The sequence below is a fragment of the Streptomyces sp. NPDC001450 genome (genome assembly GCF_053597295.1).
The window spans coordinates 193516-219103 of the sequence record NZ_JBSFHY010000013.1; the positions used below are offsets into that span (position 1 = coordinate 193516).

Genomic DNA, 25588 nt, shown 5'->3' on the forward strand with positions numbered 1-25588 from the left:
AGCCCAGCGGGTGAGCGGAGGCGACAGTCGACAGTGGTGAACACCAGAGGTGGCGAAGCGCACAGCACCGACCCGTCGATGCCCCACGTCCCCCATTCGCTGCACCAGCCGCAGGGTCTGCGGACCATACCGACCGCACGGCCCTCGGAAACACACCGCATACGGATGCGGCTGCTCGACGCCGTGGACGAGGACCGGCGCGAGGTCGAGGTGCTGCTGACCGCGCTCCAGCAGGCGGTGGCCGAGGTGCACGGCCTGGGCGGCCTGGTGCATCTCCCGGGCGGCGGCATGAGCGGCATCCTCTACCTGGTCGCCGACAGTGGCCTGCCGGAGTCGATGACCCGGCCCTGGCTGATCATCCCGGTACGGGGCACGGCCCCGCCCAGCAGGGCCGCCCGCAACGACACCATCACCTGGCAGCCCGACCTGGCTCCGCCCGACCCGGTGCCCGGCCGGGACCCCGCCGCCCTGTGGCCTTCCCGGCTCCCCGTCGGCATCGGTCACCTGGCCGTCCCCATTCCGGGCGGTGGCCGGCGACGTGGCGCGCTCTCCGTCCTCTTCGCCCCGGGCGACGAGCCCGGTGCGGCGGAGTGCGCGTTTCTGGACGAGGTGGCGACCTGGATGTCCGGGAGGCTCGGGTCGTCCGGGATCCTCAATCCGTCCCCCACCCTGCTGCGCGCCCTGGAGAACGAGCCAGGACCGCGGGAGTCCGCCCCTGCGTGGGACGTGGAAGGGGCGCCCCCCGTCTCGTACACCTGGGACCTGCGCACCGGCGAGCTGACCTCCGACCGGCCCGTCGAGGAGGTGCTGGTCGGCATCGACCCGGAGGTGATGAGCGGCGGCATCGAGGCGTGGGCGGCGCTGATCCACCCCGACGACCTGCCGGGGGTGGTGGCCGGCTTCGACACGGGCATCCAGCTCCGCGGCGGCTTCCAGAACGAGTACCGGGTCCGGCGCCAGGACGGCACGTACCTCTGGATCGAGGCCCGTGCCCGGACGATCACGGACGAAGACGGCGCACCGGTGAAGGTGATCGGCACCCTCCGGGACAGCAGCGAAACGCACGCCGCCGCCGAGTCGGTGGGGCGGGCGCTGCGCCACATGAGCGACGGCTTCGTCTCCCTGGGCACGGACTGGCGCATCGGATTTCTCAACCAGGCCGCCGAGCGGTTCCTCGGGGCCGCGGGAGACGTGGCCGGAGCCCTGCTCTGGAACATCCCCGCGGTACGTGCCGTGCCGGGGCTGGAGCAACGGTGCCGGGCGACGGCGGCCGAGGGCCGGCCGGCCGGATTCGACGTACCGGGGCCGGACGGGACGTCCTGGTACCACCTGCGGCTGGTGCCGGTGCCGGAAGGCCTCACGCTCTACATCACCGACACCACCGAGCGGCATCTGCGGGAGGCCGAGCGGGCCGCCGCGGAGCGGGCGTCCGCGGAGCGGGCGGCCCTGGTGCAGCGGATCACGCGGGAGCTGGCCGAGGCTGTCACGGCCCAGGATGTGATGGCGGCGACGGCCGACGGTGTGATGACACCCCTCGGAGCCACGGGGCTCATCATGCTCGGCGTGGTCGGCGACCGGCTGACCGTGGTCGGCTCCCGGGGACATGCGGAGCGCTTCACCCGACTGCTGGACGGGCACTGGGCAGTGCGGGACACCATGAACCCGGCGGGAGACGCCCTGCACACCCTCACCCCCCTCTGTATCTCCTCCTCGGAGGAGTTCCTGGAGCGTTACCCGGGGACCGAGACCCTGATCCGGGAGAGCGACAAGCAGGCGTGGGCCTTTCTGCCGCTGGCGGTGTCGGGGCGCGAGATCGGCGCGGCGGTGATCTCCTTCGGACGACCGCGGGTACTGGACGACGACGAACGAACGCTGCTGACCGCGCTCAGCGGACTGATCGCGCAGGCGCTGGAGCGAGCCGGGCTCTACGACGAGGCGACGACCCGCGCCCGCACCCTCCAGCGCAGCCTGCTGCCACAGGTACTGCCCAAGCTGCCCGAGGTGACGACAGCGGCGCGCTACCAGTCGGCCAAACAGGGAGCCGACGTCGGCGGCGACTGGTACGACGTGATCCCCCTCTCCGCGGCCCGGGTGGCGCTCGTGATCGGCGACGTCATGGGCCATGGCATGGCCGAGGCCGCCACCATGGGCCGGCTCCGCACAGCCGTCCGCACCCTCTCGGAGCTGGAGCTGCCGCCCGACGAAATCCTCGGCCACCTCAACGACATCGTCGGCGAGCTGGGCAACGATGCCTTCGCGACCTGCCTCTACGGCATCTACGACCCGGTGAGCCGGTGTCTGTCGTACGCCAGCGCCGGTCAGCCGCCCCCGGCGGTGGCCCACCCCGACGGCACCGTCACCTTCCTGTCCATGACCCCGGACCCGCCACTGGGGGTGGCCGCTCCGCCCTTCGAAACGCTCGAGACCCCACTGCCCGCCGGCAGCCTGCTCGCCCTCTACAGCGACGGCCTGGTCGAGAGCAAGGACAGGGATGTCACCACCGGCATGAACCACCTGGCCGAGCTCCTCTTCCGGTCCGTGAACGCCATGCCGACCTCACCGGCGGACGCGTCCGACCTGGACGCCCTCTGCGCCACCCTCACCTCCGCTCTCCTCCCCGCCCACGGCGTGCTGGCAGACGACGCCGCCCTGCTGCTGGCCCGGACCCACCCGCTGGACGCGGAGAACATCGCGGAGTGGCCGTTGCCGGAGGACCCGGTGGCGGCGGGCCGGGCCCGCGAGCTGGTCCGCGCCCAGCTCACCGACTGGGACCTGGCCGACGAGGACCTGATCATGACCACCGAACTCGTGGTCAGCGAGCTGGTCGGGAACGTCATCCGGCACGCCTGCGGCCCCATCCGGCTGCGCATGCTCCGCAGCCGCGCACTGATCTGCGAGGTCTCCGACGCCAGCCTGACCACGCCGCACATCCGCCACACCTCCGCCACCGACGAGGGCGGCCGCGGCCTGCAGCTCATCTCCGCACTCTGCCAGCGCTGGGGCACCCGCCACACCCCCAACGGCAAGTCCATCTGGACCGAACAACCCCTCCCCGGCGCCTCAGTTTGAGCGTCAGCACTCGATCGGTGGCGGCTGTCGCGTCAACTGTCACCCTGCTCGATGTGCAGATGGATCGGACCGCGAAGGACGGGGCTGCGCCGGTACGGCGGTGGGTCGGCGACCAGCCGGGGTCGGTCGAGACGGCGTACCAGTTCGGTCAGCGCGATCTGGGTTTCGCGCCGGGCCAGTGGGCCGCCGAAGCACAGGTGGATGCCGCTGCCGAAGCCGAGGTGCTGGTTGTCACGCCGATCGGGGTCGAAGCGGTCGGGATCGTGGAAGCGGTTCGGATCGCGGCTGCCCGAGGCCAGCATGAGCAGGATCCGCGAGCCTTTGGGGATGACTGTGTCCGCGACGGTGATGTCGCTGTACGCCGCCCGCCACGGAATGATGTGCACGGGAGGCTCGTAGCGCAGCAGTTCTTCGACCAGAGGGACGACCAGGCCCGGTTCGTCGCGCAGTCGCCGCAGCACCTGCGGGTGGCGCAGCAGCGTCAGCATGCCGTTGGTGATGAGGTTGACGGTGGTCTCGTGACCGGCGATCAGCAACAGGTTGGCGGTGGCGACGATTTCGTCGTCGGCCATCCGCCCCTCCGGCCCGTCGTCGTTGGCCAGCCGTGACAGCAGGTCGTCACCCGGCCGGCCTTGGCGTTGCTCCACCAGCCCGCCGAGGTACGCGCGCAGGTCCTCGGTGGCCTGCCGGCCGTTCTCCAGCTTCTCCTTCGGGTCGATCTTGGGGTTGTAGTCGATCGACTCGATGATGGCGTTCACCCACAGGTGGAACCTCGGTTCGTCCTCGCGTGGCACGCCGAGCAGATGGCAGATCACGGTGACGGGGAACGGGTAGGCGAAGTCGTCGACGACGTCGATCTGCTCCTTGCCCGCGAAGTCGTCGATCAGGCTGCCGACGGTGGCGGTCAGGTCGGGTTCCAGGCCGGCCACCAGCCCCGGGGTGTGCGGGGGGCCGAAGTGACGCATCGCCATACGCCGCAGGCGGTCGTGCTCGGGAGGGTCGAGGTTGATGAACGCCGGCGTGCCGGATCTCTCGAATGCCTCCATCGGATGTGACAGATTGCGGACGTCGGAGCTCAGGTGCGGGTTGTGCAGGATGTCCGTGAGCTCGCGATAGGCGCTGATGACGTAACTGCCGTCCTCCTGCAGTGCCACCGGCGTCTCGCGCAGCTCGGCGTACAGCGGGTACGGGTCGGCCCGGGAGGAGTAGTCGAGGATCCGGCGCAGGGTGTCGGGCGTCTCGGTCGTGGTCATCTTGCCTTCCCTCTCACCGGTGCTGCTGGATGGACGTGACGCGCCGCTCACCTGGGTCATTGCCGGTGACGACCACGGTCGCTCCCTGGGCGATCAGGGCGGGGCCGGGGAAGTCGACGGGCACCGGTTTCATGTCGAGGGGCTGGTCGGGCGTGGGCCAGGGCGGCGGGAAGGGTGCGGCCGTCTCGATCAGCTGCCGGTAGTGGTCCAGCCACTTGGCGTTGTTGAAGCTGACCGCCGCGGTGACGCGGCCCCGGTAGCCGTACGCGGCGACGAAACGGTGGTCGGGCACCGATCCCTGGGTGACGACCACCTCGTCGGCGAAGGTCGGCACGCCGACGGACTTGATGTTGACGCCGAACTGGATCGACCAGAACACCGGGATGGACAGGTGGGGCCAGCGGTCCGCCTGTCCGCTGACCATGTTGTGCGCCGCGACCTCGGCCTGCTCCACGGCGTTGGCCCAGTGCTCCAGCGAGATGAGCCGGTACTCGTAGATCGGGTTCGGACAGCGTGCCACGTCTCCGGCGACGAAGACGTCGTCGGTGATCAGGCCGTTGAGGTCGAGGGCGCGGCAGCCCGTGTCGCAGGCGATTCCCCAGACACCCGCCGCCAGGCCCGAGTCCCGCAGCCACTCGGTGTTGCGGATGCCTCCGAGTGCCACCACCGCCACGTCGGCGTCGATGGTGCTGCCGTCGTCGAAGTGGGCGCGGCGGAAGTGCCCCTGCGCGTCGCCCTCCAGCCGGGTGACCTTGACGCCGCAGCGCAGGTCGACGCCGTGAGCGCGCTGCATGTCCGCCGCGATCTCACCGACCATGGCACCGAGCGCCCCGACCAGCGGAGCCGGCGCGAGTTCGGCGACGGTCACCGGGATGTCCCGCTCGCGGCAGATGGAGGCGATCTCGGAGCCGGTGAATCCCGCACCGATGACCAGTACGCGGGAGGGCCCGGCGGCGAGGGCTCGCTGCAGGCCCTCGGCGTGCTCGCGTGTACGTACGACGAACACCCCGTCCAGGGCTGCCTCGCTCTCGACGAACCAGGGCCGTGCCCGCACCCCGGTAGCGATCAGCACCCGGTCGAAGGGAACCTCGCGTCCGTCGGCGAGACGCACGTGGTTGGTCGCCAGGTCCAGCCCGCTGGCGGGCACGCCCAGCAGCCACTCCGCATTGACGTCACGGCGTCGCGGCAGCTTGGTGCCGTCGGCCGGCACCCACCCGGTCAGTACCTGCTTGGACAGGGGAGGCCGGTCGTAGGGCTCGCCCAGCTCGTCACCGATCATGGTCAACGATCCGGTGAAACCCTCGTCGCGCAGAGCCTCCGCGGCCCGCAGCCCAGCCAGCGACGCCCCGACGACCACGATGCGGCCATCACGCTTGAACGCACGCAAGTTGTCGGCGCTGGTCATGACTTCGACGCCTCCGCCGGTACGTCCCGTCCCTCCAGCTGGTCGACCAGAATCGCTTGGACCGGGCAGGCCGCCGCGGCGCGCAGCACCTGGTCGCGCCGGGCGTCGTCGGGGTTCGGGTCGTACATCAGTGCTTCCTCGCCGTGCATCCGGAACGCGTCCGGAGCGAGGAACGCGCACTGCGCATACCCCTCACATCGGGAAAGGTCCACGACAATTCTCATCCCGACCTCCACAGGGACTGCAAGCTGCGGACCCTGAAGCCGGTGCCGATCCGGCACGCAAAGCGCGAGAAAGGCTTGGAGAGAAGGGATTCGGCCGTTGCCCACTCCTGGAAAGTGCGAGGGGGCGCACCGCGCTCGTCGGGTCTCAACAGAAAGAACTGAGCGTCGCGAATAAACTGAACGTCGCGAATAAGGCGACCGGCGTCTGTAAACCGCCCAGAGAACCTGACCTTGTCGTCAAAAGCCTATCCCGCATGCACATCGCCCGCACCCGGGGAACCAGGGCACCCGTGGGCGCCATTCACTCGCGTGCCACGTGCCCATGCGGCAAGGACCGTGCGCCGTCGTTGATTCTTTACGCATGGGTGAAGTGCTGGGTGATGTGCTGGGGTTGGCGGCCGGTGTCGCCGTCAGTCCGCTGCCGATCGTCGCCATCATCATCGTGCTGGCCACGCCTCGGGGACGCGTGAACGGACTGGTGTTCGCCGCCGGCTGGGTGGTGGGTCTGTCGGCCTTGGGCGTGGTGATGCTGGTCATCGGCGGCCACCGGAGTGCCACCACCCACGGGCAGCCGGCCGACTGGGTGGGGGCTCTCAAACTCGCCCTGGGGGTGGCACTGGTTCTTTTCGCGGTGAGGCTGTGGCGTCATCGCCCTGCAGATGTCACGCAGGCACAGTTGCCTCAATGGATGGCCGCGATCGACCGTTTCACACCGGTGAAGGTCTTCCTTCTCGCTCTCCTGCTGTCGGCCGGGAATGTGAAGAACGCCCCGCTGACCATTGCCGCGGCAGCGTCCATCAGCTCGTCGGGGCTGCCGGTCGAAGAGCAGATCGCCGCGCTCGCGATCTTCGTTCTCGTCGCATCCGTGGGGCCGTTGACTCCGCTGGGCGTCTTCCTGGTCATGGGTGAGCGGGCGAAGAACATGCTGGCCAACTGGAAGGAATGGGCGGCGCGGCACAACATCGCTGTCATGGCGGCTCTGTTCTTCGTGTTCGGGCTGAAGCTGCTGGGGGACGGCATCGACGTTCTGGTTTCCTGACCGTGTCGGCGTCGCTTCAGCCGTCGCCGGAGCCCGGGCCATAGAGCGCGGCGATGTCCTCGGACCTCGCCCACCGGCTGTAGGTGGGCGACTGAGGCCAGCCCTCGGGCGAGTCCTGCCATTCCTCCTGCCGCCCGTACGGTAGGACATCGATCAGCGCGAAGGTGTGACTGAGCTGCTCGGTACCCCGACCGTTCGTGTGCCAGGTGCGGTAGACGGTGTCGCCGTCGCGCAGGAACACGTTGACCGCGAAACCTCCGTCGGGCGGTGCGCCGACGTCGGCCCCGAACGGGCTGTCGGAGGTCGAGTACCACGCCATCCGGTTGCCGACCCGCCGTTTGTAGGCGAGTGCCTCTTCGATCGGGCCCTGGGTGACGACGACGAATCGCGCGTCGTAGTCGTCCAGGAACTCCAGACGGGTGTACTGCGAAGTGAACCCCGTGCAGCCCGGGCACTGCCATTCCTTGCCGGCGAACCACATGTGGTTGTAGACGATCAGTTGCCTCTTGCCTTCGAAGATGTCCGCCAGCCGAACGGGGCCGTCCTCGCCCTCGAGGATGTAGTCGGGCATCTCGACCATCGGCAGGCGACGACGCTCGGCGGCGATGGCGTCGAGCTCCCGCGTCGCGGCCTTCTCCCGGGCGCGCAGTGCCTCGAGCCGGCGCTCCCAGGTCGCGGCGTCGACGACGGGCGGTAGTGCGTGGGTGGTCATGGTCCCCTCACAGAGTTGGTGCGCGGCTTTCGCTTGCGCAGAGGCAGACCCCACCGAGTTCCGGAACTCATCGGTCGCCGGCCCGGTATCGCCGCTGCGACGTGATCGGCGGCGTTGCACGGCTGGGCGCGGTCCGCCATCGGGGCGGGCGGGTCGTTCGGCTCCGGCGCACGTGTCGCCGCCGCGGTCCGTGCGGTGAGGGTCAGTTGGACGTGCCGGCCGTCGTTCCACCCCGTCCGCTTGTCGGTCACTTTCCAGGTTCCCGTGCCTGACAGGCACCACCTGTCGTCGAAGTCCCGTTCCTGTCCGTCCAGGAGACGGATCTCAGCCCTTCACGTGGTGGGTCAGAGTGATTCGGCCGTCGCCGTGGGGGTCTCCTCCTGCGCGGGTGCACCGCGGCCGACGGTCATCGACCAGCGAACGGATGAGGGCGCCTCGACGGAGACGACGCCGCTGCGATCCACGCCGCTGACAGCCAGCTGGTTGTAGGTGGTGCTGACCTGGCCGGCGAGGCACTCCAGCGGGAAGGTGACGTGCGCGGACCGCACCGCGACCTTGATCCTGCCCGCGCCTTGGCAGCGGACCGCGACGATCAGTGCGTCCCCCTTCCTGCCCTTGCCGAAGGCGAGGCTCGCGTTCCCGGTGGTCGCCTTCTGGCGGGCGGCGAGTGTTTCGTCGGCGTCCAGCCGTGGGGGCTGCTGGACCGGGGGCTGTGCACTGCTGCTCGGAGTGGCTGTTGCCGCCACCGAACCCGGCTCGGGCGAACGTGTGGGCCGCGCGGGCTTTTTGGCCTCGGTGTGGTCCGAGGTGCAGCCGGTGAGCGGAGTGAGCAGCGCGGCACACGCGATGCTCAGTCCTGCGAGGGTCCGCAAGGCCCCCTTGGATGTGGGCATGACATTTCTCCTGGTCAGGGAGGTGGCGTGCCGCGATCGGTTGACTGCTCACGGCTGACGAGATCATGTCAGCGCCGAGGGGCGGACTGCCTGCCTCCGTGAGTCTTCTGAGCAAGATGTGAGGTTCACGCGGCCGGCCTGGACGAATCGAGAAGCGAAACAGGTCGGCGCCCCGCGCTGTTGCGGAGGTGAGCGGCCCCGCGTTGGAATCAAGTGTGAGGCACTTTGGCGGCGTCGAGTCCGCCGGCCGCCCCGCCCCCGGGACGGGGGCCGGCCGCAAGGGGCTCAAGAACAACGCCCTGGGCATGTTCTCCTCGGTGGTCATGGGCCTGGCCTCCACCGGCCCGGCGTACAGCGTCGCCGCCACGCTGGGCATCATCGTGGCCGGGGTCGGACTGCAGGCCCCGATCGTCACCATGCTGGCCTTCATCCCGATGCTGCTGGTCGCATACGCCTTCCGGGAGCTCAACGCGAGCAACGCCGACTGCGGGACCACCTTCACCTGGGCCACCCGCGCCTTCGGACCGCGCACCGGCTGGATGGGCGGCTGGGGCATCGTCGTCGCCGACATCATCGTCATGGTCAACCTCGCCGAGATCGCCGGTGTCTACGGCTTCCGGCTGGTGGGCCTGGACGAACTGGGGGAGAGCCGGCTGTGGACCACCGTGGCCGGCATCGTCTGGATCGCCGTGCTGACCGCGATCTGCTACGTCGGCATCGGGTTCTCGGCGGCCGTGCAGCGCTGGCTGCTGTGCCTGGAAGTGCTGATGCTGGCCCTGTTCGCCGTCGCCGCGCTGGTCAGGGTCTACAGCAGTAGTCCTCCCGCGACGGCGATCCACGTCTCCGCCTCCTGGTTCAACCCCTTCGAGGTGTCCTCGGCACGGGCCCTGACCTCGGGCGTCCTCGCGGGCGTCTTCATCTACTGGGGATGGGACACCGCCTTCGCGGTCAACGAGGAGACCGTCGACAGCACGCGCATCCCCGGGCGCGCCGCGGTCCTCGCCACCGTGCTGCTCCTGGTCATGTACGGGCTGGTGTCCACGTCGGCGCAGGCGTTCGCGGGTGTCGGCGCCTCGGGTATCGGGCTCGGCAACCCGAACAACTCGGACGACGTGTTCTCCGGACTGGGCGATGCCGTGTTCGGGAGCCACGAGACGGGGCTGGTCCTGTCGAGACTGTTGATCCTGATGGTGCTGACCTCGGCGCTGGCCTCCGCCCAGACCACCATCCTGCCCCTGGCCAGGACCGTCTTCTCCATGGCGGTCCACAAGGCCCTCCCCGCCCGGTTCGCCCGGATCCACCGCAGGTTTCTCACCCCGACCTGGGCGACCATCGGCATGGGAGCGGTCTCGATCGCCCTGCTGGTCCTGCTGACGTCGTTCAGCCAGAACATCGTGGCCGACTCGATCGACTCGGTCGGGCTCGCGATCGCGTTCCAGTACGGAGTGACCGGTTTCGCCTGCCTCTGGTACTACCGCAAGGTCCTCACCCGAAGCGTCAGGGACATGGTCTTCAAGGGCGTGTTCCCGGCGCTCGGCGGGCTCAGCATGCTCCTGCTGTTCCTGTACGCCACCTTCGTCGTCTACGCGAACCCGCGGTACGGCTCGACCAGCGTCGACCTGCCGCTGATCGGACCGACCGGCGGGGTCACCGTCCTGGGCCTGGGCGCCCTGCTGGTCGGTCTCCTGCTGATGCCGTTGGCCACCCGTGGCCACACGGTGGCCCTCAAGCTTCAGCGGAGCCTGCTTCCGCGCCGCCTGCCGTCACACGCCGCCCTCGACTCGGCGAGCCGTTACCAGCCCGCCGACAGCGGGTCCGGGGTGGGCGGTGACTGGTACGACGTCATCCCGCTGTCGGGCAGCAGGGTCGGCCTGGTCGTCGGGGACGTGCTCGGTCACGGCCTGCGCGCCGCGGCGACCATGGGGCAGCTGCGCACGGGGGTACGCGTCCTGGCCCGCCTGGACCTGAGCCCGGACGAGCTGCTGTCCCGCCTGGACGACCTGGCCGAGCAGACCGCGCACGAGCGCGGGACCGGACAGGGGCCGGGCCACCTGAGGCCGCGGACCACCGCGGCGCTGGGCGTGGCCTGCCTGTACGCGGTGTACGACCCCGCTTCGGGAAAGTGCAGTCTGGCGCGGGCCGGGGACTCGGTGCAGGCGGTCGTCGTACCGCGCGACGGCGTCGTCGAGTGTCCGGAGCTGCCGTCAGGACCGCCGCTCGGTGTCGGTGGCCCGCCCTACCAGAGCACGGAACTGGAGTTCCCGCCGGGCAGCGTCGTCGCCCTCTTCACGGGCGGCCTCCTCCAGGCGGCCGAAAGCCGTGAGGCCGGGCTCACGCAGCTGTCCCACGTACTCGCCGGCGACTGCAGGTCCCTGCAGGCGCTGTGCGACACGGTGGTGGACACCCTGCTGCCCGGGGCGGTGGACGTGGACGCGACACTGCTCACGGTCCGCACCCGCATGCTCGACCGGAACCGGTTCGCCCAGTGGGCACTGGCCCCGGACCCGGCGGCGGTGGCCACCATCCGCTCCGCCGTCGCGAAGCAGCTCGGCGACTGGGGGCTGGACGACCTGGCGTTCACCACCGAGCTGATCGTCAGCGAACTGGTCACCAACGCCATCCGCTACGCCGGCGGCGGCCCGATCCAGGTACGCCTGATCCGCGACCGGAACCTGATCTGCGAGGTCTCCGACACCGGCCACACGACGCCCAATCTGAAGCACGCGGAGAACGACGACGAGGGAGGCCGGGGCCTGTTCATCATCGCCCAGATGACGCACCACTGGGGCACGCGCTACACCCCCACCGGCAAGACGATCTGGACCGAGCAGGACCTGCACCCGGCGGACGGCGAGTAGCGCCTCCCGCGCACCCTCGCTGTTCCGGACCGTTGCCGCCCCCCGTTGGCAACCACCCGGGGAGGGTGAGGCCGGCCCCGTCGATCGGTTCGATCCTGTCGGGAGGGCGACGTGGGCACGAGGCCGGGCCGGTGGGCCGGGCCACGGCGGAAGGCAGGCGGACGATGGCCGACGACATGGCCGAACGCATAGCGGAGTTCATCGGGCCGCTGCGGGTCGAGCCCGGCAAGAAGGTGCGTCTGGCGGAGGACTTCGATCCCGGCTACAAGGCAGGCCTGCGGAAGAAGAAGAAAGAGGGCGTCGAGCTGCTCCGCACCGGTGTCGAGCTGCTCGCCGAATACCAGCGGCGGCTGGCGGCCCAGGACACCTATGGGGTGCTGGTGATCCTGCAGGCCCTGGACGCGGGCGGCAAGGACGGGACGATCCGCCATGTGATGAGCGGCGTCAACCCGCAGGGGGTGCGGGTGTCCAGCTTCAAGGTGCCCTCGGCCGAGGAGCTCGATCACGACTATCTGTGGCGCTACGCCTGCCGGCTGCCGGGGCGCGGCGAGATCGGCATCTTCAACCGGTCCCACTACGAGGAGGTCCTGGTCGTACGGGTGCACCCGGAGAACCTCGACCGGCAGCGGCTGCCGGACTCGGTGCGCGGTCCGGACGTGTGGGACCGGCGCTACCGGGAGATCAACGACTGGGAGCGCTACCTGACCGACAACGGGTTCCGGATCGTGAAGCTGTTCCTGAACCTGTCGAAGGAGGAGCAGCGCATCCGCTTCCTCAAGCGCATCGACGTTCCCGAGCGCAACTGGAAGTTCTCGCCCGCCGACGTCCGGGAGCGGGCCCGGTGGGACGACTACCAGCGCGCGTTCTCGCAGATGCTGTCCGCCACCAGCACGGACTGGGCGCCCTGGTACGTCGTACCGGCCGACCACAAGTGGTTCGCCCGCGTCTGCGCGGCCGCGGTGCTGGCGCACACCCTGATCGAGATCGATCCCCAGTACCCGCGGGTCAGTGACGAGACCCGGCGTGGCCTGGCCGAGGTGAGACAGGAGCTGGAGCGTGAGGCGCCCAAGGGTGCCGCGCCCGATCCGTATGCCGCTTCTGTTCCCAAAGGCAAATCACGCCACGGGAAATCCGGTAAGAGGCGCGCGCCGTGACCGCGCGGACGGATGCCCCGCACGAGGGAGCGACGGGCGACCCGGCCTGGTACGCACGTCCCGCGGAGGAGGTCGCCGCCGCGTTCGACGTGGATCCGGCCGTGGGGCTGTCCTCGGCGCGGGCGGCGCAGCTGCTGCGGGCGAACGGTCCGAACGCGCTGCCGGAGGAGAAACCCCTGCCGGGCTGGCGCCGCTACCTGGCCCAGTACCGCAGCTACATGCAGCTGGTCCTGGTCGCCGCCGCCGTGGTGTCGTTCCTGATCGCGCAGTGGAGCACGGGCATCCTGCTGGTCGTGCTGACGGTCCTCAACGCGGTCGTCGGCATGCGGCAGGAGGGCAAGGCGGAGAGCGCCATGAACGCGCTCAAGTCGATGCTGAAGGCGACCGCCCGGGTGCGCCGGGACGGGACGGAGTCCGAGATCCCGGCCGAGGAGGTCGTCGTCGGCGATGTCGTCCTCCTCGCCGCCGGGGACGAGGTTCCCGCCGACGGCCGGATCGTCGGCGCCAGCGCCCTGCAGATCGACGAGTCGGCGCTGACGGGCGAGAGCGTGCCCGCCGCCAAGGATGCGACGACCCTGGCCGGCCACGACCTGGGCCCCGGGGACCGGACGAACATGGCGTTCATGAACACGCCCGTCACGCACGGCAGCGCGACGGTGATCGTCACGGCCACGGGCGCCGGCACCGAACTCGGCCGCATCTCCGGGATGCTGTCGGCCACGCCCCGCGAGGCCTCGCCGCTGGACCAGGAGCTCAACCGGCTCACCCTGTGGATCACGGGGGCGGCCGGACTGACGATGATCGTGATGTTCGTCCTGGGGCGCAGCCGCGGTAATGCGTGGGACGCGTTGTTCGTGAGCGCCGTCTCGCTGGCCATCGCCGCCATCCCGGAGGCCCTGCCCACGGTGACCCAGACCATCCTGTCGATCGGCGGGTTGGACCTGGCCCGGCGTCAGGCGATCGTGAAGGACCTGCCGTCGGTGGAGTCGCTGGGGTTCACCTCGGCGATCAACTCCGACAAGACCGGCACGCTCACCATGAACCAGATGACCGTCGTGGAGGTCGTCGATCCCGCCGACCGCTACACCGTCTCCGGCACCGGCTACAGCCTGGAGGGCAAGGTCCATCACGCCGTCGGCAGCACACCCCGTATCGAGGACGCGATCCTGCCCTACGTGGTCGCCAGCGACGCCGGGCTCGTGGACGGCAAGGTGGTCGGCGACCCGACCGAGGGCGCCCTGCTGGTGCTCGGCCACAAGGCCGGGCTGGACATCGACGCCACCCGGGAACGGCTGCCCCGGCTGGCCACGCTGCCCTTCGACCCGTCGTACAAGCTGATGGCCACCTTCCACTCGGCCACGGACGCGGCCGGCCGCCCGGTCGTACGGTGCTTCGTGAAGGGTGCGGCACCCGCGGTCATGGCCCGGGCCGCCACCGCGCTGCGCGACGGTGCGGCCGTCCCCTGGGACGCGGAGCTGCGTGAGCGGGCCCAGACACACGTCGAGCGCATGGGCGGCGAGGGGCTGCGGGTGATGGCCGCCGCGCGCCGGGACCTCGACCCCGCCGCCTTCGATCCGGACGGGGACCTGCTCGCCCACGTCACCGACCTGCAGATGACGAGCCTGGTCGGCATGCTCGACCCGCCTCGCGCGCAGTCGCGGGCCGCCGTGGCCGACGCGCAGGCCGCGCACATCCGGGTGCGGATGGTGACCGGCGACGACGTCGTCACGGGCGCCGCCATCGCCCAGCAGCTGGGCATCGAGGGCGAGGCGCTCCTCGGCGCCGAGTTCGCCGCGCTGCCGGAGAGCGGGCGGCTCGCCCGGATCGACGACATCGGGGTGGTCGGCCGCGTCGCCCCCGAACACAAGGTGCTGCTCGCCGACACGCTCAAGAAGAAGGGCGACGTGGTGGCCATGACCGGGGACGGCGTCAACGACGCCCCGGCCATCAAGGCGGCCGACATCGGCATCGCCATGGGCTCCGGCACGGAGGTCGCCAAGAACGCCGGGCGGATGGTGCTGGCCGACGACAACTTCGCGACGATCGTCTTCGCCGTCGAGCAGGGCCGCAAGATCTACGACAACCTCACGAAGTACATCCGTTTCGTCCTCGTGCTCCTCGTGGTGTTCGTCCTGACCTTCCTCGGCGCGACCCTGTTCGACATCGCGGCGGGCGAACCCTTCACCCCGGCCCAGGTGCTGTGGATCCACTTCTTCGTCAACGCGGCCTTCGGCTTCGCGCTCGGCTTCGACCGGCAGAGTCCCGGACTCATGGAGCGCAGACCGCGTCCGCGCGGTGATCCCGTGCTGACCAGGGGCGTGATGATCACGGTCGGGCTGTCCGGGCTGGTGATCACGATCGGCCTGCTCGCCCTGAGCAAGCTCGGCGAGTCGCACTACGGCAGCACCGCCGTCGGCCAGTCCATCGCGTTCACGTCCTTCGCGCTCTGCCTGATCGTGGCCGCGCTCGAATGCCGCAGCGAGACGGAGACCGTCCTGACCACCGCCAGCTTCGACAGCAAGCAGATGAACTGGGCGATGCTCGTGGAGTTCGTCCTCGCGGTGCTGGTCACGCAGATGGACGGCTTCCGGCGGCTGCTGGGCACGACCCAGATCAACGCGCGGCAGTTCGGCTGGGCGCTGGTGCCGGCGCTGGTGCTGCTCGGGCTGTGGGAGCTCGGCAAGTGGGTCGCCAGGCGGGCCGCAAGGACGTGAAGGCCGTAGATACGACGCCGTACTGGGCCGGGTGCCAGGGCTGGAGGGCTTCCACGACATGCGCTCCCATCCCGGCGCGCAGTGGACCACCGGCGCCGGGTGACGTCATCTCCCCAGCGCGAGCCGCGCCACCCGTGGCCAGTCGGCGGCCGGTCGGGCGACCGGTGAACCGGGGCGGCGGCGCGGCACGCGGACCCGCAGGACCCCGGGAGCGATCCGGCACACGACGGGTGCGGGCAGCACGACGTGCTCCCCGTCGATACCGGCCGGGACGGTGGGCGCGTCCGCCTCGACGACGACCTCCCGCGCGGTCAGCCGGCTCAGCCCCGGCGAGCGCGGGCCGCGCAGCAGCCGGGCCGCCTGCGCGGTGCTGCCGACGCGCAGGCACAGTACGCCGAGCCGTCCGGAGTTCAGGCAGACCCGGCGTCCCGGGCGGGAGACGTCGACGGCACGCCGGTACGGGTTGTTGCTGACGAGCAGCGCCTGCAGGCCCTCGGCCCGCGTCCGGCCGGCCCGCATCCGCAGGCTGGGGGCCTTGTCACCGGTGAGGAGTTCGGGCAGCTCCCGCAGCGCCGTGCGGACCTTCTGGTCCCGGTAGGCGGGATTGGCCACCACGGCCGCGTACGTGCCGAAGGAGACATTGTTGACGAACACCCGGCCGGCGGCGAACCCGAGGTCGACGCGGAACTCGTCGGCGTCGGTCAGCGCCTCCAGGGCGGCCGCCGGATCCTCCCGGTCCAGGCCGAGGTCCAGGGCGAAGTGGTTGCGGGTGCCGGCCGGAATCACGAGGAAGGGCAGGCCGTGCCGGGCCGCGACCTCGGCGACCAGGGCCTGCGTGCCGTCTCCGCCGGCCACCCCCAGCAGGTCGGCGCCGTCCGTCACCGCGCGCCGGGCCAGCTCCGCCACGTCCTGATGCCGCGTCGGGTCCAGCAGGACGACCCCGGCACCCGCCGCCCGTGCCCGCTCCGCCAGGTGGCAGCGGGCCACTTTGCCGCCGCCGGAGTTCGGGTTCATCAGGATCCACGGGTGGCGCGGCGGCTCGACGGGCCCCCGGTCGCGGCGGCGCGCGGAAGCACCCGCGGGCGTCAGGGCGATCCGCGCGGCCACCACCGCCAGCACCCACAGGCCCAGCGAGAGGCACGCCGCCCACAGCAGGTCGTGCGCGGCGTACAGCGCGAGGACCGCCAGGGGCGCGGCCACCGACAGCAGCGTCCCCACCGCCCGGACGACTCCGGTGTGCGCGAGGACCCACCACACCCCGGCGGCGGTGAGGGCCAGCCCCGCGACCCCGACCAGCACCCACAGCACGCTCTTCAGCCCGGCGACGACGAGCGGTACCGCCACACTGCCCAGCAGGGCGAGCAGCGCCGCACGGGCCCACAGGGCGGGACCCGGGCCGGAAGCCGGTCTCACTGTGCGCGTGGCACACCTCGGGAGAAGTCGCAGGAGCCGTCGTCACATCCAGCTTGGGCACGGCCTGCGCCGGAGGGCTTCACCCGACGCGGGTGAACGCAATCGCCGAGGTTGATCAGCGTCAGCCCTCAGGTGAGCCGGTGGGTCTGTCCGGACCGGAAGGGCAGCGCGGCGTCGGAGCGGCCGGCCCAGCGACAGTCCGCCCCGTGCGGGTACACCGGGGACCGGGGCGTCGAAGACGTGCACCATCGGCCACCGGGTATCGCCGCGCCGACGTGGTTCGGCACCGCGTCGACGCGCTCCTCACCGCGGCCCGCAAGGCCTCCGGGTCGGTCAGATCGCCCGCGCGCACCGGCAGGGATTGCCCCGGTCTACGGGAAAGGCCCGCCGGAGAACTCCGGCGGGCCTTCTCGCTGACGTCGGCTCAGTGGGCCGGGGCGTACTTCGGGTTGGGGCCGTACTGGTTCGGCTCCGCCTTGCCCTCGGTGGCGAGGAAGACGATCAGGATGATCGCGCCCACCAGCGGGATGAGGGAGATGAGGATCCACCAGCCGGAGCGGCCGGTGTCGTGCAGGCGGCGGACCGTGACACCGAGGCCGGGGAGCAGGACGGCGAGGGTGTAGATGAGGCTGATGACGTTCGAGCCGACGGCGCGGTCGACGATCGTCAGCACGATGCTGATGATCAGGTTGAACAGGAAGAACATCCAGTATTCCTGCCGCCGCGCGCGGCCGCTGAACACCGCGTACTTCTTGAGTACGTCCACATACCAGTGCATTGTCTCGTCCCCCCTGGGATTCGCGTGATTGCTCCCCCATCGAATCAGTCAGGGTGACTGGAAACCATATTTTTGGCGTGCGCGGGTCAATGTGTTATCCGGCCGCTGCCATTCGGTGATCAGGCCCCGTCGGCAGCGGCGAGGCGGGCGTCCAGCCAGTCGAAGACGCGCTGTTCGAACAGGGCGCGCCCCATCGGCTCGCAGTGCAGGTGCGCCCCCTCCGCCTCGGTGAAGCGGACCAGGTGCTTCGGGCCGGGCAGGGCGTCGTACAACTCCCTTGAAGCGCCCGGCCAGAAGTGTTCGCCCTCCGGGTCGGTGATCAGCAGCGGGGTGGTGATCCGGTCGGCGAACGGCGTGACGTCGTACCGGGAGACCTCGGTGAGGAGGTCGAACGGTGAGTCGATGCCGTACGGCTTGGCCCGCCAGCGCCAAGTCGCGGCGAGTGCCCCGTCCTGGGCGAGGGCGTCCTCGATGACGCGGTCGAAGGCGGCACGGTCACCGGACTCCCACAGGTAGCGCAGATCGGGGCCGATGTTGTGCCACCAGCTGTCCGCCACGCGGGTCACCCCCGGGTCGGCGACCGCGGCCGCGATCCGGTGCTCGAAGGCGAGCGCGCGCGGGACCCAGTAGCCGGCCTGGCTGACGCCGGCCAGGACGATCCGGCGGGGGTCGACGTCGGGACGGGCGAGGAGGAAGTCCACCACCGGGGTGATGACGGTCTCCCAGTCGGGTCGGAAGGGCACGCCCCGTTCGAAGAACATCGACTGCTGGCCCGGGCCGTCGAAGAGCAGGACGCGGTATCCGCGGGCCACCGCCGGCGCGCCGAGCAGCGTCCAGGCCGCGCTGAGCGGGCCGTCGCTGCCGTTGTTGGCGATCAGCGTCGGGAGGGGACCGGGGGCGCCGGGTGGGCTGACGAGGTAACCGGGCAGGGGCGTGTTCTCGTACGGGATGGTGACCGGCTCGGCGGGTGGGTCCCAGGCCGTCAGGAAGCGGTCCAGGCAGGCGCGGTGCTCCGGGAACACCTCGGCCAGCCGTCTGCCGGGATCGGCGACCGCCTCGACGCCCACCAGGGCGGTGCCGAAGTAGCCGGCGGCGCGCAGCAGGGCGTCCCGGGCGCTCTCCGTCCGCCCCTCGGCGGCGCTGCGGTCGGCCTGTTCCCGGACTCTGCGGGCCAGTTCGACCCAGGCGGCGAACCAGCCCTCGCCGTCACCGTCCGCCACGGCGGAAGCGGTCGCCAGCACCTCGCCCACGTCCGCGCCCTGCCGCCAGGCTGCGCCGAGGGCGAGCCGGATCTCGTAGTCGAACTGGTCGTTCTCGTTGAAGCGGTAGGTCATGGCGGCTCCCGGTACCGTTCATCCGTTCCGGGAGGCGTCCCGAACCGAGTGCGAGGTTGCCCCTTGTGCGCCCGGACCGAGCGCGTGTCACGTCGGAACTCGCCGGTTTATCCATGGATTGGACTAAGAGACGACTGCATCCGTAGGGGGTGCTCAGGCGTCTACGCCGGTATGGATCTACAGAAGCCCCCGCCCGAGCCGCAGTACCCCGGAGGATGCCTCGCCGTCGCGATCCGCGTTCCCGTACGGATCGTCGTGCTCGTGCTGGTGCTGCCCGTACGCATGGCGTGGGACGTGCTGGTCGTCTGCGGCCGGTTCCTCACCGACACCGTGCTGCGGCCGCTGGGGCGCGCGCTGCTGTGGATCGGCCGGGCGGTCTTCGTGTGGCCGTGGGTGGCGCTGTGGCGCCACGTCCTCGTGCCCGTCGGGAAGGCGCTCGGGTGGCTCGGGCACGTCCTCGTCGTCGTACCGCTGCGGTGGCTGTACACCCACGTGCTGACCCCGGTCGGGCACGCCGTCGCCCAGGTCGCGCGGGGGATCGGGGCCGGCCTGGAGTGGCTGTACGCGCGCGTGCTCGCGCCGGTGGGCCGGGGCGCCCTGTGGCTGCTGAAGGGTGTGGGCATCCTGCTCGCCGCCGTCGGGGCGGGTGTGTACGCCGGCGTGGCCTGGCTGGTGCGGTACCTGCTCGTCGTCCCCGCGCAGTGGCTGTACACGTGGGTCCTCGCCCCGGTCGGGCGAGCGCTGGCGTGGCTCGCGGGCGCCGTGGTCACCGCGATCGGCGCGGTCCTGTACTGGACGGCCCGCGTCCTGGTCGTCCTGCCCGTCCTCGCCCTGTGGCGCTGGATCCTCGCCCCCGTCGGCCGGTTCCTCGCCGTCGTCGCGCGCGAGGTGGGCGAGGCCCTCGGGCACGCCTGGCGGGTCGCGGGGCGGATCTCGCGCGCGGTCGGCAGGGCGCTCGCGACCCTCTTCCGGTGGATCTTCGTGGAGCCGCTGCGCTGGGTGTACCGCACGGTCCTGACCCCCGTCGGGCACGTCGTACGGGACCTCGTCCTGCAGCCCGTCGCCGAGGCCGCGCGCGTGGTGGGGCGGACCGCACGGCAGGCGCTGACCGCCGCCCGCGACACCGTACGGCAGGCCCGCGCGGACCTGAGGCGGATGCTCTTCGGCGAGCCCCGGCAGCCGGTCGCGGTCGACCGGCGGGAACCCGGAGGACGCGAGACACGTACTCTTGGTAGCAGTACGACCGCTCTCACGAAGGACTAGGACACTGGGCAAGCGACAGCCCGAAGGCCCGCCGCCCGCACCCGCGGTGCAGCGCATCCGACTGCGCTACACCAAGCGCGGCCGCCTCCGGTTCACCAGCCACCGTGACTTCCAGCGCGCCTTCGAGCGTGCGCTGCGCCGCGCCGAGGTGCCCATGGCGTACTCGGCGGGGTTCACGCCGCACCCGAAGGTGTCGTACGCCAATGCCGCACCCACCGGCACGGGCAGTGAGGCGGAGTACCTGGAGATCGCGCTGACCCAGTCGCGCGACCCCGGGATCCTGCGCGACCTCCTCGACGAGTCGCTGCCCGCCGGGCTCGACATCGTCGACGCGGTCGAGGCACGGACCTCGGGCCTCGCCGACCGGCTCACGGCCTCCGTCTGGGAGCTGCGGCTGGACGGAGTCGACCCGGTCGACGCACAGCGTGCGGTCGAGGCCTTCACCAAGGCCGACACCGTCGAGGTGCAGCGCATGACCAAGAACGGCGTCCGTACCTTCGACGCACGTCCTGCGGTCGTGCACCTGGAAACGCACAGTTCGACGGCTGATAGGCCGACCGACCAGCCCTGTGCGATACTGCGGCTGGTTGTTCGGCACGTGACGCCTGCCGTACGACCCGACGACGTCCTGTCCGGTCTCCGCGCCGTGGCCGACCTGGCGCCGCCGGTCCCCGCAGCGGTGACCAGGCTGGCGCAGGGGCTGTTCGATGAAGAGACCGGCACGGTGACCGACCCGCTCGCGCCCGACCGCGAGGCAGCCGAGGCCCTTACGGCCCAACCGGCTGCCGCCGCGACGGCGCCGACGCCGGAAGGTTCCGTGTAGGGACGGACGTCGTAGCGCCGCCCTCGTACTCGGGAGCCACCTGGGTCGGGCAGCGCACCGACCAGAAGACTTTCGCCAGGCCGTACCGACAAGGCGTACGGAACCGGCGAGACAGGACACAGAGTGCTCCCGTGCGGCGCCCGCGCCCCGGACGGCGGCCACCGCGCATCGCGCGGGCCGCGGACGTCAACGGCGGACGGTCCTTGGAGACCGCCGCCGGACCAGGCGCGGCGCCCGGGAGCCTGACGGGAGAAACGCCCGCATGCTCGAGCCGACCGAACCCCAAGAGGGTTCCGAACTGAACACTCCGAGCGACACCCTGCCGCCGCGCAGGCGTCGCCGTGCCGCCTCGCGCCCGGCGGGTCCGCCCGCCGCGGCCGAGGCCCCCACCGAGGTCACCGCGCCGGCCATACCGGCAGCGGAGGCCGACGAGATCGCCGAGGAGCAGGCCGAGGCCGTCGAGGCGCCCGCCGCCGTCGAGGAGCCCGCGCCCGCCGCTCGTACCCGCCGCCGTGCCACGCGCCGTGCGTCCGCAGCCGCCGGGGCGCCCGCGGCTGCCGAGGCCGTCGAGAAGGTCGTTCCCGCTGCCACGGCTGTGACGACCGCTGGCGCCGAGGCTGCTGAGCCGACTGAGGCCGTCGAGACCGCCGAAGAGCCCGCGCCCGCCGCCCGTACCCGCCGCCGTGCCACCCGCCGCGCCTCCGCGCCGGCCGGAGCTCCGGCCGAGGCTGAGGAGAAGACCGAGGTGAAGGCCGAGGAGAAGGCCGAGGCCGTCGAGGCGCCCGCCGCCGTCGAGGAGCCCGCGCCCGCCGCCCGTACCCGCCGCCGTGCCACCCGCCGCGCCTCCGCCCCCGCCGGTGTGCCGCAGGCCACCGAGGCGCCCGAGGCCGCGCCCGCCGCTGAGGCGCCGGTCGTCGCCGAAGCCGCGCCCGCCGTGGAGGCTCCCGCAGCCGAAGCCGCGCCCGCCGTCGAGGCGGAGGCCGTGCCGGCCGCTCGTACGCGTCGTCGTGCGACCCGCCGCGCGTCCGCGCCTGCCGGCGCCCCGTCGGCCGCCGAAGCCACCGAGACCGTCGTACCGGCCACTGCCGCCGCACCCGCCGCCGAGGCCGTGGAGCCCGCGGTTGCCGAGACCGCCGAGGCCGCCGAGGCCGCTGAAGCCCCTGTGACCGCCGAGGTCGCTGAAGAGGCCGCGCCGCGCCGTACCCGTCGCCGTGCCACCCGCCAGGTCTCCGCGCCCGTCGGTGCTCCCGTGACCGAGGAGGCCCCGGCGGCCGCCGAACAGGCCTCCGCCGAGCCCGCCGAGGAGGCCACCATCGCCGAGCCCGTCGCCGTCCAGGCCGCCGCCGAGGCGCCGGCTCCCGTGGCCGAGGCCCCCGCCGAGGGTGCGCCGCGCCGTCGCCGCCGGGTCGTGCGGCAGGCCGCGAGCGGGTTCTCCGCGCCCGCGCACACCCCGGCCGCCGAGGCCGCTGCCGAGGCCGCTGCCGAGGCCGAGGCCCTGCGTCGCCCGGCCCGGCCCGCCGTGGCCGTGTTCCAGGCACCGGTGTTCGCCGAGCCGAAGTTCCAGACCCCTGAGCGGGCCGCCGCCGAGGCCGCTGCCGAGGCCGCCGGGACGCAGGAGACCGAGGAGACCGAGGAGGCCGCGGAGGCCGCGGAGACCGGGGCGTACACGGAGGAGCGTGCCGAGGCGGGCTCGCGCCGTCGCCGTCGCCGCCGGGGCGCCGCCGAGGAGCCGGAGGCCGTCGAGGCCGCCGCCGAGGCCGAGGAGCCGGAGGGGGCCGAGGACCTCGCCGAGGGCGACGAGAGCGAAGAGGCCGAGGGCGCCGAGGAGGCCGGCTCGCGCCGTCGCCGTCGCCGGGGCGGCCGTCGCCGTCGCCGGGGTGACGCCGTCGAGGGCGAGGCCGCGGAGGGCGCGGAGGCCGAGGCCGACGAACTGGCCGCCGAGCAGGCCGCGCAGGACGCCGAGGACACCGCCGAGCAGGAGGACGAGGACGCCGAGGACGCTCGCGACGAGGCCGGCTCCGCCAGCAGCCGTCGCCGCCGTCGCCGTCGTCGTCGCGCGGGTGACAGCGCCGTCGACACCGAGCCCGACGAGGGCGACCCGGAGCGCACGGTCGTCAAGGTCCGCGAGCCCCGCAAGCCCGCCGAGCCGTCCGACGAGGTGCAGTCCATCAAGGGCTCGACCCGTCTGGAGGCGAAGAAGCAGCGCCGCCGGGAAGGCCGTGAGCAGGGCCGCCGGCGCGTTCCGATCATCACCGAGGCCGAGTTCCTGGCCCGCCGCGAGGCCGTCGAGCGCGTGATGGTCGTGCGCCAGCACGGCGAGCGCACGCAGATCGGCGTGCTCGAGGACGGCGTGCTCGTCGAGCACTACGTCAACAAGGAGCAGTCGACCTCGTACGTCGGCAACGTCTACCTGGGCAAGGTCCAGAACGTGCTGCCGTCGATGGAGGCCGCCTTCATCGACATCGGCAAGGGCCGCAACGCCGTCCTGTACGCCGGTGAGGTCAACTTCGAGGCGCTGGGCATGGCCAACGGCCCGCGGCGCATCGAGTCCGCCCTGAAGTCCGGCCAGTCCGTCCTCGTCCAGGTGACGAAGGACCCGATCGGCCACAAGGGCGCCCGTCTGACCAGCCAGGTCTCCCTGCCGGGCCGTTACCTCGTGTACGTCCCCGAGGGCTCGATGACCGGCATCAGCCGCAAGCTGCCCGACACCGAGCGCGCGCGTCTGAAGACCATCCTCAAGAAGATCGTCCCCGAGGACGCGGGCGTCATCGTGCGCACCGCCGCCGAGGGCGCGAGCGAGGAGGAGCTGCGCCGGGACGTCGAGCGGCTGCAGGCGCAGTGGGAGGACATCCAGAAGAAGGCCAAGGGCGGCGGCAGCTCAAGTGCGCCTTCACTGCTGTACGGCGAGCCGGACATGACCGTCCGGGTCGTGCGCGACATCTTCAACGAGGACTTCTCCAAGGTCGTCGTCAGCGGTGACGAGGCCTGGGAGACGATCCACGGGTACGTCTCCCACGTGGCCCCGGACCTGGCCGAGCGGCTGTCGAAGTGGACCTCCGAGGTCGACGCCTTCGCCACCTACCGGATCGACGAGCAGCTCGCCAAGGCGCTGGACCGCAAGGTCTGGCTGCCCAGCGGCGGTTCGCTGGTGATCGACCGGACCGAGGCGATGGTCGTCGTCGACGTCAACACCGGCAAGTTCACCGGCCAGGGCGGCAACCTGGAGGAGACGGTCACCAGGAACAACCTGGAGGCGGCCGAGGAGATCGTGCGCCAGCTGCGGCTGCGCGACCTCGGCGGCATCATCGTCATCGACTTCATCGACATGGTCCTGGAGTCGAACCGGGACCTGGTGCTGCGCCGCCTGCTGGAGTGCCTGGGCCGCGACCGTACGAAGCACCAGGTCGCCGAGGTGACCTCGCTGGGCCTGGTCCAGATGACCCGTAAGCGGGTCGGACAGGGCCTGCTGGAGTCCTTCTCCGAGACCTGCGTCCACTGCAACGGCCGTGGCGTCATCGTCCACATGGAGCAGCCGACCGCGGTCGGTGGCGGTGGCGGTGGCGGTGGCAAGCGCAAGAAGCGCGGGCGCGGCGGTGACGGGCAGCTGCCCGAGCACGAGGTCGCCGCGGTGGCCGTGGAGACGGGCGAGGCCGTCGAGCCGGCGGCGGAGACCGTCGTCGAGGTGGCCGCGGAGCTGGCCGAGCCGGTCGCCCTGCCCGCTCCCGACTTCGCGCCGGACGAGGAGCTGTACAGCAGCGTCGCCGAGGCGGAGGCGGCGGCCGGCCGTGGCCGTTCGCGTCGCCGCGTCAGCCGTCGGGCCTCGGCTCCTGCCGGTGCGCCGAAGGCCGAGCGCCGGAAGGCCGCGGAGGTCACCGAGACCGCGAAGGCCGCGGAGACCGCCGAGGTCGCCACGCCCGCCGCGGAGGCCGTGCTGCCCGCGCGGCCGGAGCCCGTGGTCGAGGCGCAGGCCGAGCCGGTCGCCGTGGCGGCCCCGGAGCCCGCTGCCGAGGAGGCCGCGCCCAAGGGCCGTACGCGTCGTCGTGCGACCCGGAAGGTGTCGGCGCCGGCCGGTTCCCCGGCGGGCGCGGAGGCGGCCGTGGTGACGGTCGCCGAGACCGCGCCCGAGGCGCCGGTGGAGCAGCCCGAGGCCGAGGCCCCGGCTCCGGTCGAGGAGGCGCCCGTCGAGAGCGCCGCCCCGGCCCGCCCGCGGCGCCGTGCCGTGCGCAAGGCCACCGCGCCGACCGCGTCCGAGGAGACGGCCGTCGTGGTCGTCCCGGCCACCGCGTCGGAGGCGGCTGCCGCCGAGGCGCCCGCTGCCGAGGCGGCGGAGGAGGCGGTCGAGGAGGCCGTGCCGGCCAAGAAGACCGCCCGCAAGGCGGCCAAGAAGGCCACGGCGAAGAAGGCCGCCACCAAGAAGACCGCGGCCAAGAAGACGGCCGCCAAGAAGACGACGGCCAAGAAGGCGGCCAAGACCGCCAAGACGGCCGCCGCCAAGGCGACGGCGAAGAAGACCACCACGGTCTCCGCGGCCGCCGACGAGGGCTGAACCCGCTGAGCGGTGCAGGGCATCGAGAGGTTTCTCCGGGGTCTGCGAGGGGCTCCCACGGCGGACCTGGAGACGGTTGTCGACGACCTCCTTGCCGGTACGCAGAAGAC

At 71.8% G+C, this 25588-nt stretch carries 16 protein-coding genes; 8 read left to right on the top strand and 8 right to left on the bottom strand.

The window, feature by feature from the left end; all coding sequences use genetic code 11:
- Window positions 1-165 precede the first annotated feature (165 nt).
- Window positions 166-3069 (top strand): SpoIIE family protein phosphatase, encoded by a 2904-nt coding sequence (locus ACWC5O_RS17195; protein WP_450580712.1) that lies wholly within the window; start codon window positions 166-168, stop codon window positions 3067-3069.
- A 32-nt stretch (window positions 3070-3101) separates the two neighbouring features.
- On the opposite strand, the gene ACWC5O_RS17200 is transcribed toward ACWC5O_RS17195, so the two are convergent.
- Genes ACWC5O_RS17200 through ACWC5O_RS17210 form a run of 3 tightly spaced genes read right to left on the bottom strand, consistent with a single transcriptional unit; the run spans window position 3102 to window position 5951 of the window.
- Entirely contained in the window at window positions 3102-4322 is a 1221-nt protein-coding gene (locus tag ACWC5O_RS17200; RefSeq protein ID WP_450580713.1) for a cytochrome P450, read from the bottom strand.
- A 13-nt stretch (window positions 4323-4335) separates the two neighbouring features.
- Entirely contained in the window at window positions 4336-5727 is a 1392-nt protein-coding gene (locus ACWC5O_RS17205) for an NAD(P)/FAD-dependent oxidoreductase (protein WP_450580714.1), read from the bottom strand.
- Window positions 5724-5951, bottom strand: a complete 228-nt coding sequence (locus tag ACWC5O_RS17210) for a ferredoxin (protein ID WP_097254680.1) — start codon at window positions 5949-5951, stop codon at window positions 5724-5726. Before ACWC5O_RS17210 ends, ACWC5O_RS17205 begins: the two co-directional genes overlap by 4 nt.
- Before the next feature lie 361 nt (window positions 5952-6312).
- On the opposite strand from ACWC5O_RS17210, the gene ACWC5O_RS17215 reads away from it, so the two are divergent.
- A complete protein-coding gene (locus tag ACWC5O_RS17215; protein WP_450580715.1) occupies window positions 6313-6990 on the top strand; it encodes a GAP family protein in 678 nt (225 codons plus the stop codon).
- Between the two features lie 16 nt (window positions 6991-7006).
- Here ACWC5O_RS17215 and ACWC5O_RS17220 read toward each other — a convergent pair whose 3' ends face one another.
- Both ACWC5O_RS17220 and ACWC5O_RS17225 read right to left on the bottom strand, forming a co-directional pair.
- Entirely contained in the window at window positions 7007-7702 is a 696-nt protein-coding gene (locus tag ACWC5O_RS17220) for a DUF899 domain-containing protein (RefSeq protein WP_450580716.1), read from the bottom strand.
- Window positions 7703-8046: 344 nt separating this feature from the next.
- On the bottom strand, window positions 8047-8595 hold the full coding sequence (locus tag ACWC5O_RS17225) for a hypothetical protein (protein ID WP_450580717.1): 549 nt from the start codon (window positions 8593-8595) through the stop codon (window positions 8047-8049).
- Between the two features lie 215 nt (window positions 8596-8810).
- Between ACWC5O_RS17225 and ACWC5O_RS17230 the strand changes: the two genes are divergently transcribed.
- The 3 genes from ACWC5O_RS17230 to ACWC5O_RS17240 all read left to right on the top strand — a co-directional run bounded on the left by ACWC5O_RS17230 (window position 8811) and on the right by ACWC5O_RS17240 (window position 15321).
- On the top strand, window positions 8811-11453 hold the full coding sequence (locus ACWC5O_RS17230; RefSeq protein WP_450580718.1) for an amino acid permease: 2643 nt from the start codon (window positions 8811-8813) through the stop codon (window positions 11451-11453).
- 164 nt (window positions 11454-11617) lie between these two features.
- Window positions 11618-12607, top strand: a complete 990-nt coding sequence (locus tag ACWC5O_RS17235) for a polyphosphate kinase 2 family protein (RefSeq protein WP_450580719.1) — start codon at window positions 11618-11620, stop codon at window positions 12605-12607.
- Window positions 12604-15321 carry a cation-translocating P-type ATPase gene (locus ACWC5O_RS17240; protein WP_450580720.1) on the top strand — a complete coding sequence of 906 codons (2718 nt, stop codon included), beginning with the start codon at window positions 12604-12606 and terminating at the stop codon, window positions 15319-15321. Before ACWC5O_RS17235 ends, ACWC5O_RS17240 begins: the two co-directional genes overlap by 4 nt.
- 105 nt (window positions 15322-15426) lie before the next feature.
- On the opposite strand, the gene ACWC5O_RS17245 is transcribed toward ACWC5O_RS17240, so the two are convergent.
- The 3 genes from ACWC5O_RS17245 to ACWC5O_RS17255 form a co-directional block, all read right to left on the bottom strand.
- Window positions 15427-16734: a diacylglycerol/lipid kinase family protein gene (locus tag ACWC5O_RS17245; protein ID WP_450580721.1), complete on the bottom strand. Its 1308-nt coding sequence runs from the start codon at window positions 16732-16734 to the stop codon at window positions 15427-15429.
- A gap of 424 nt (window positions 16735-17158) precedes the next feature.
- Window positions 17159-17512, bottom strand: coding sequence for a DUF805 domain-containing protein (locus tag ACWC5O_RS17250; protein WP_450580722.1), 354 nt, complete (start codon window positions 17510-17512; stop codon window positions 17159-17161).
- A gap of 119 nt (window positions 17513-17631) precedes the next feature.
- Complete coding sequence (locus tag ACWC5O_RS17255) at window positions 17632-18846, bottom strand: alpha/beta hydrolase family protein (protein ID WP_450580723.1); 1215 nt, start codon at window positions 18844-18846, stop codon at window positions 17632-17634.
- 171 nt (window positions 18847-19017) lie between these two features.
- On the opposite strand from ACWC5O_RS17255, the gene ACWC5O_RS17260 reads away from it, so the two are divergent.
- The 3 genes from ACWC5O_RS17260 (at window position 19018) to ACWC5O_RS17270 (ending at window position 25478) form a co-directional block, all read left to right on the top strand.
- On the top strand, window positions 19018-20109 hold the full coding sequence (locus ACWC5O_RS17260) for a hypothetical protein (protein ID WP_450580724.1): 1092 nt from the start codon (window positions 19018-19020) through the stop codon (window positions 20107-20109).
- Between the two features lie 46 nt (window positions 20110-20155).
- Window positions 20156-20932 carry a TIGR03936 family radical SAM-associated protein gene (locus ACWC5O_RS17265; RefSeq protein ID WP_450580725.1) on the top strand — a complete coding sequence of 259 codons (777 nt, stop codon included), beginning with the start codon at window positions 20156-20158 and terminating at the stop codon, window positions 20930-20932.
- 262 nt (window positions 20933-21194) lie between these two features.
- Window positions 21195-25478, top strand: a complete 4284-nt coding sequence (locus ACWC5O_RS17270; RefSeq protein ID WP_450781015.1) for an Rne/Rng family ribonuclease — start codon at window positions 21195-21197, stop codon at window positions 25476-25478.
- The last annotated feature ends 110 nt before the right edge of the window (window positions 25479-25588 follow it).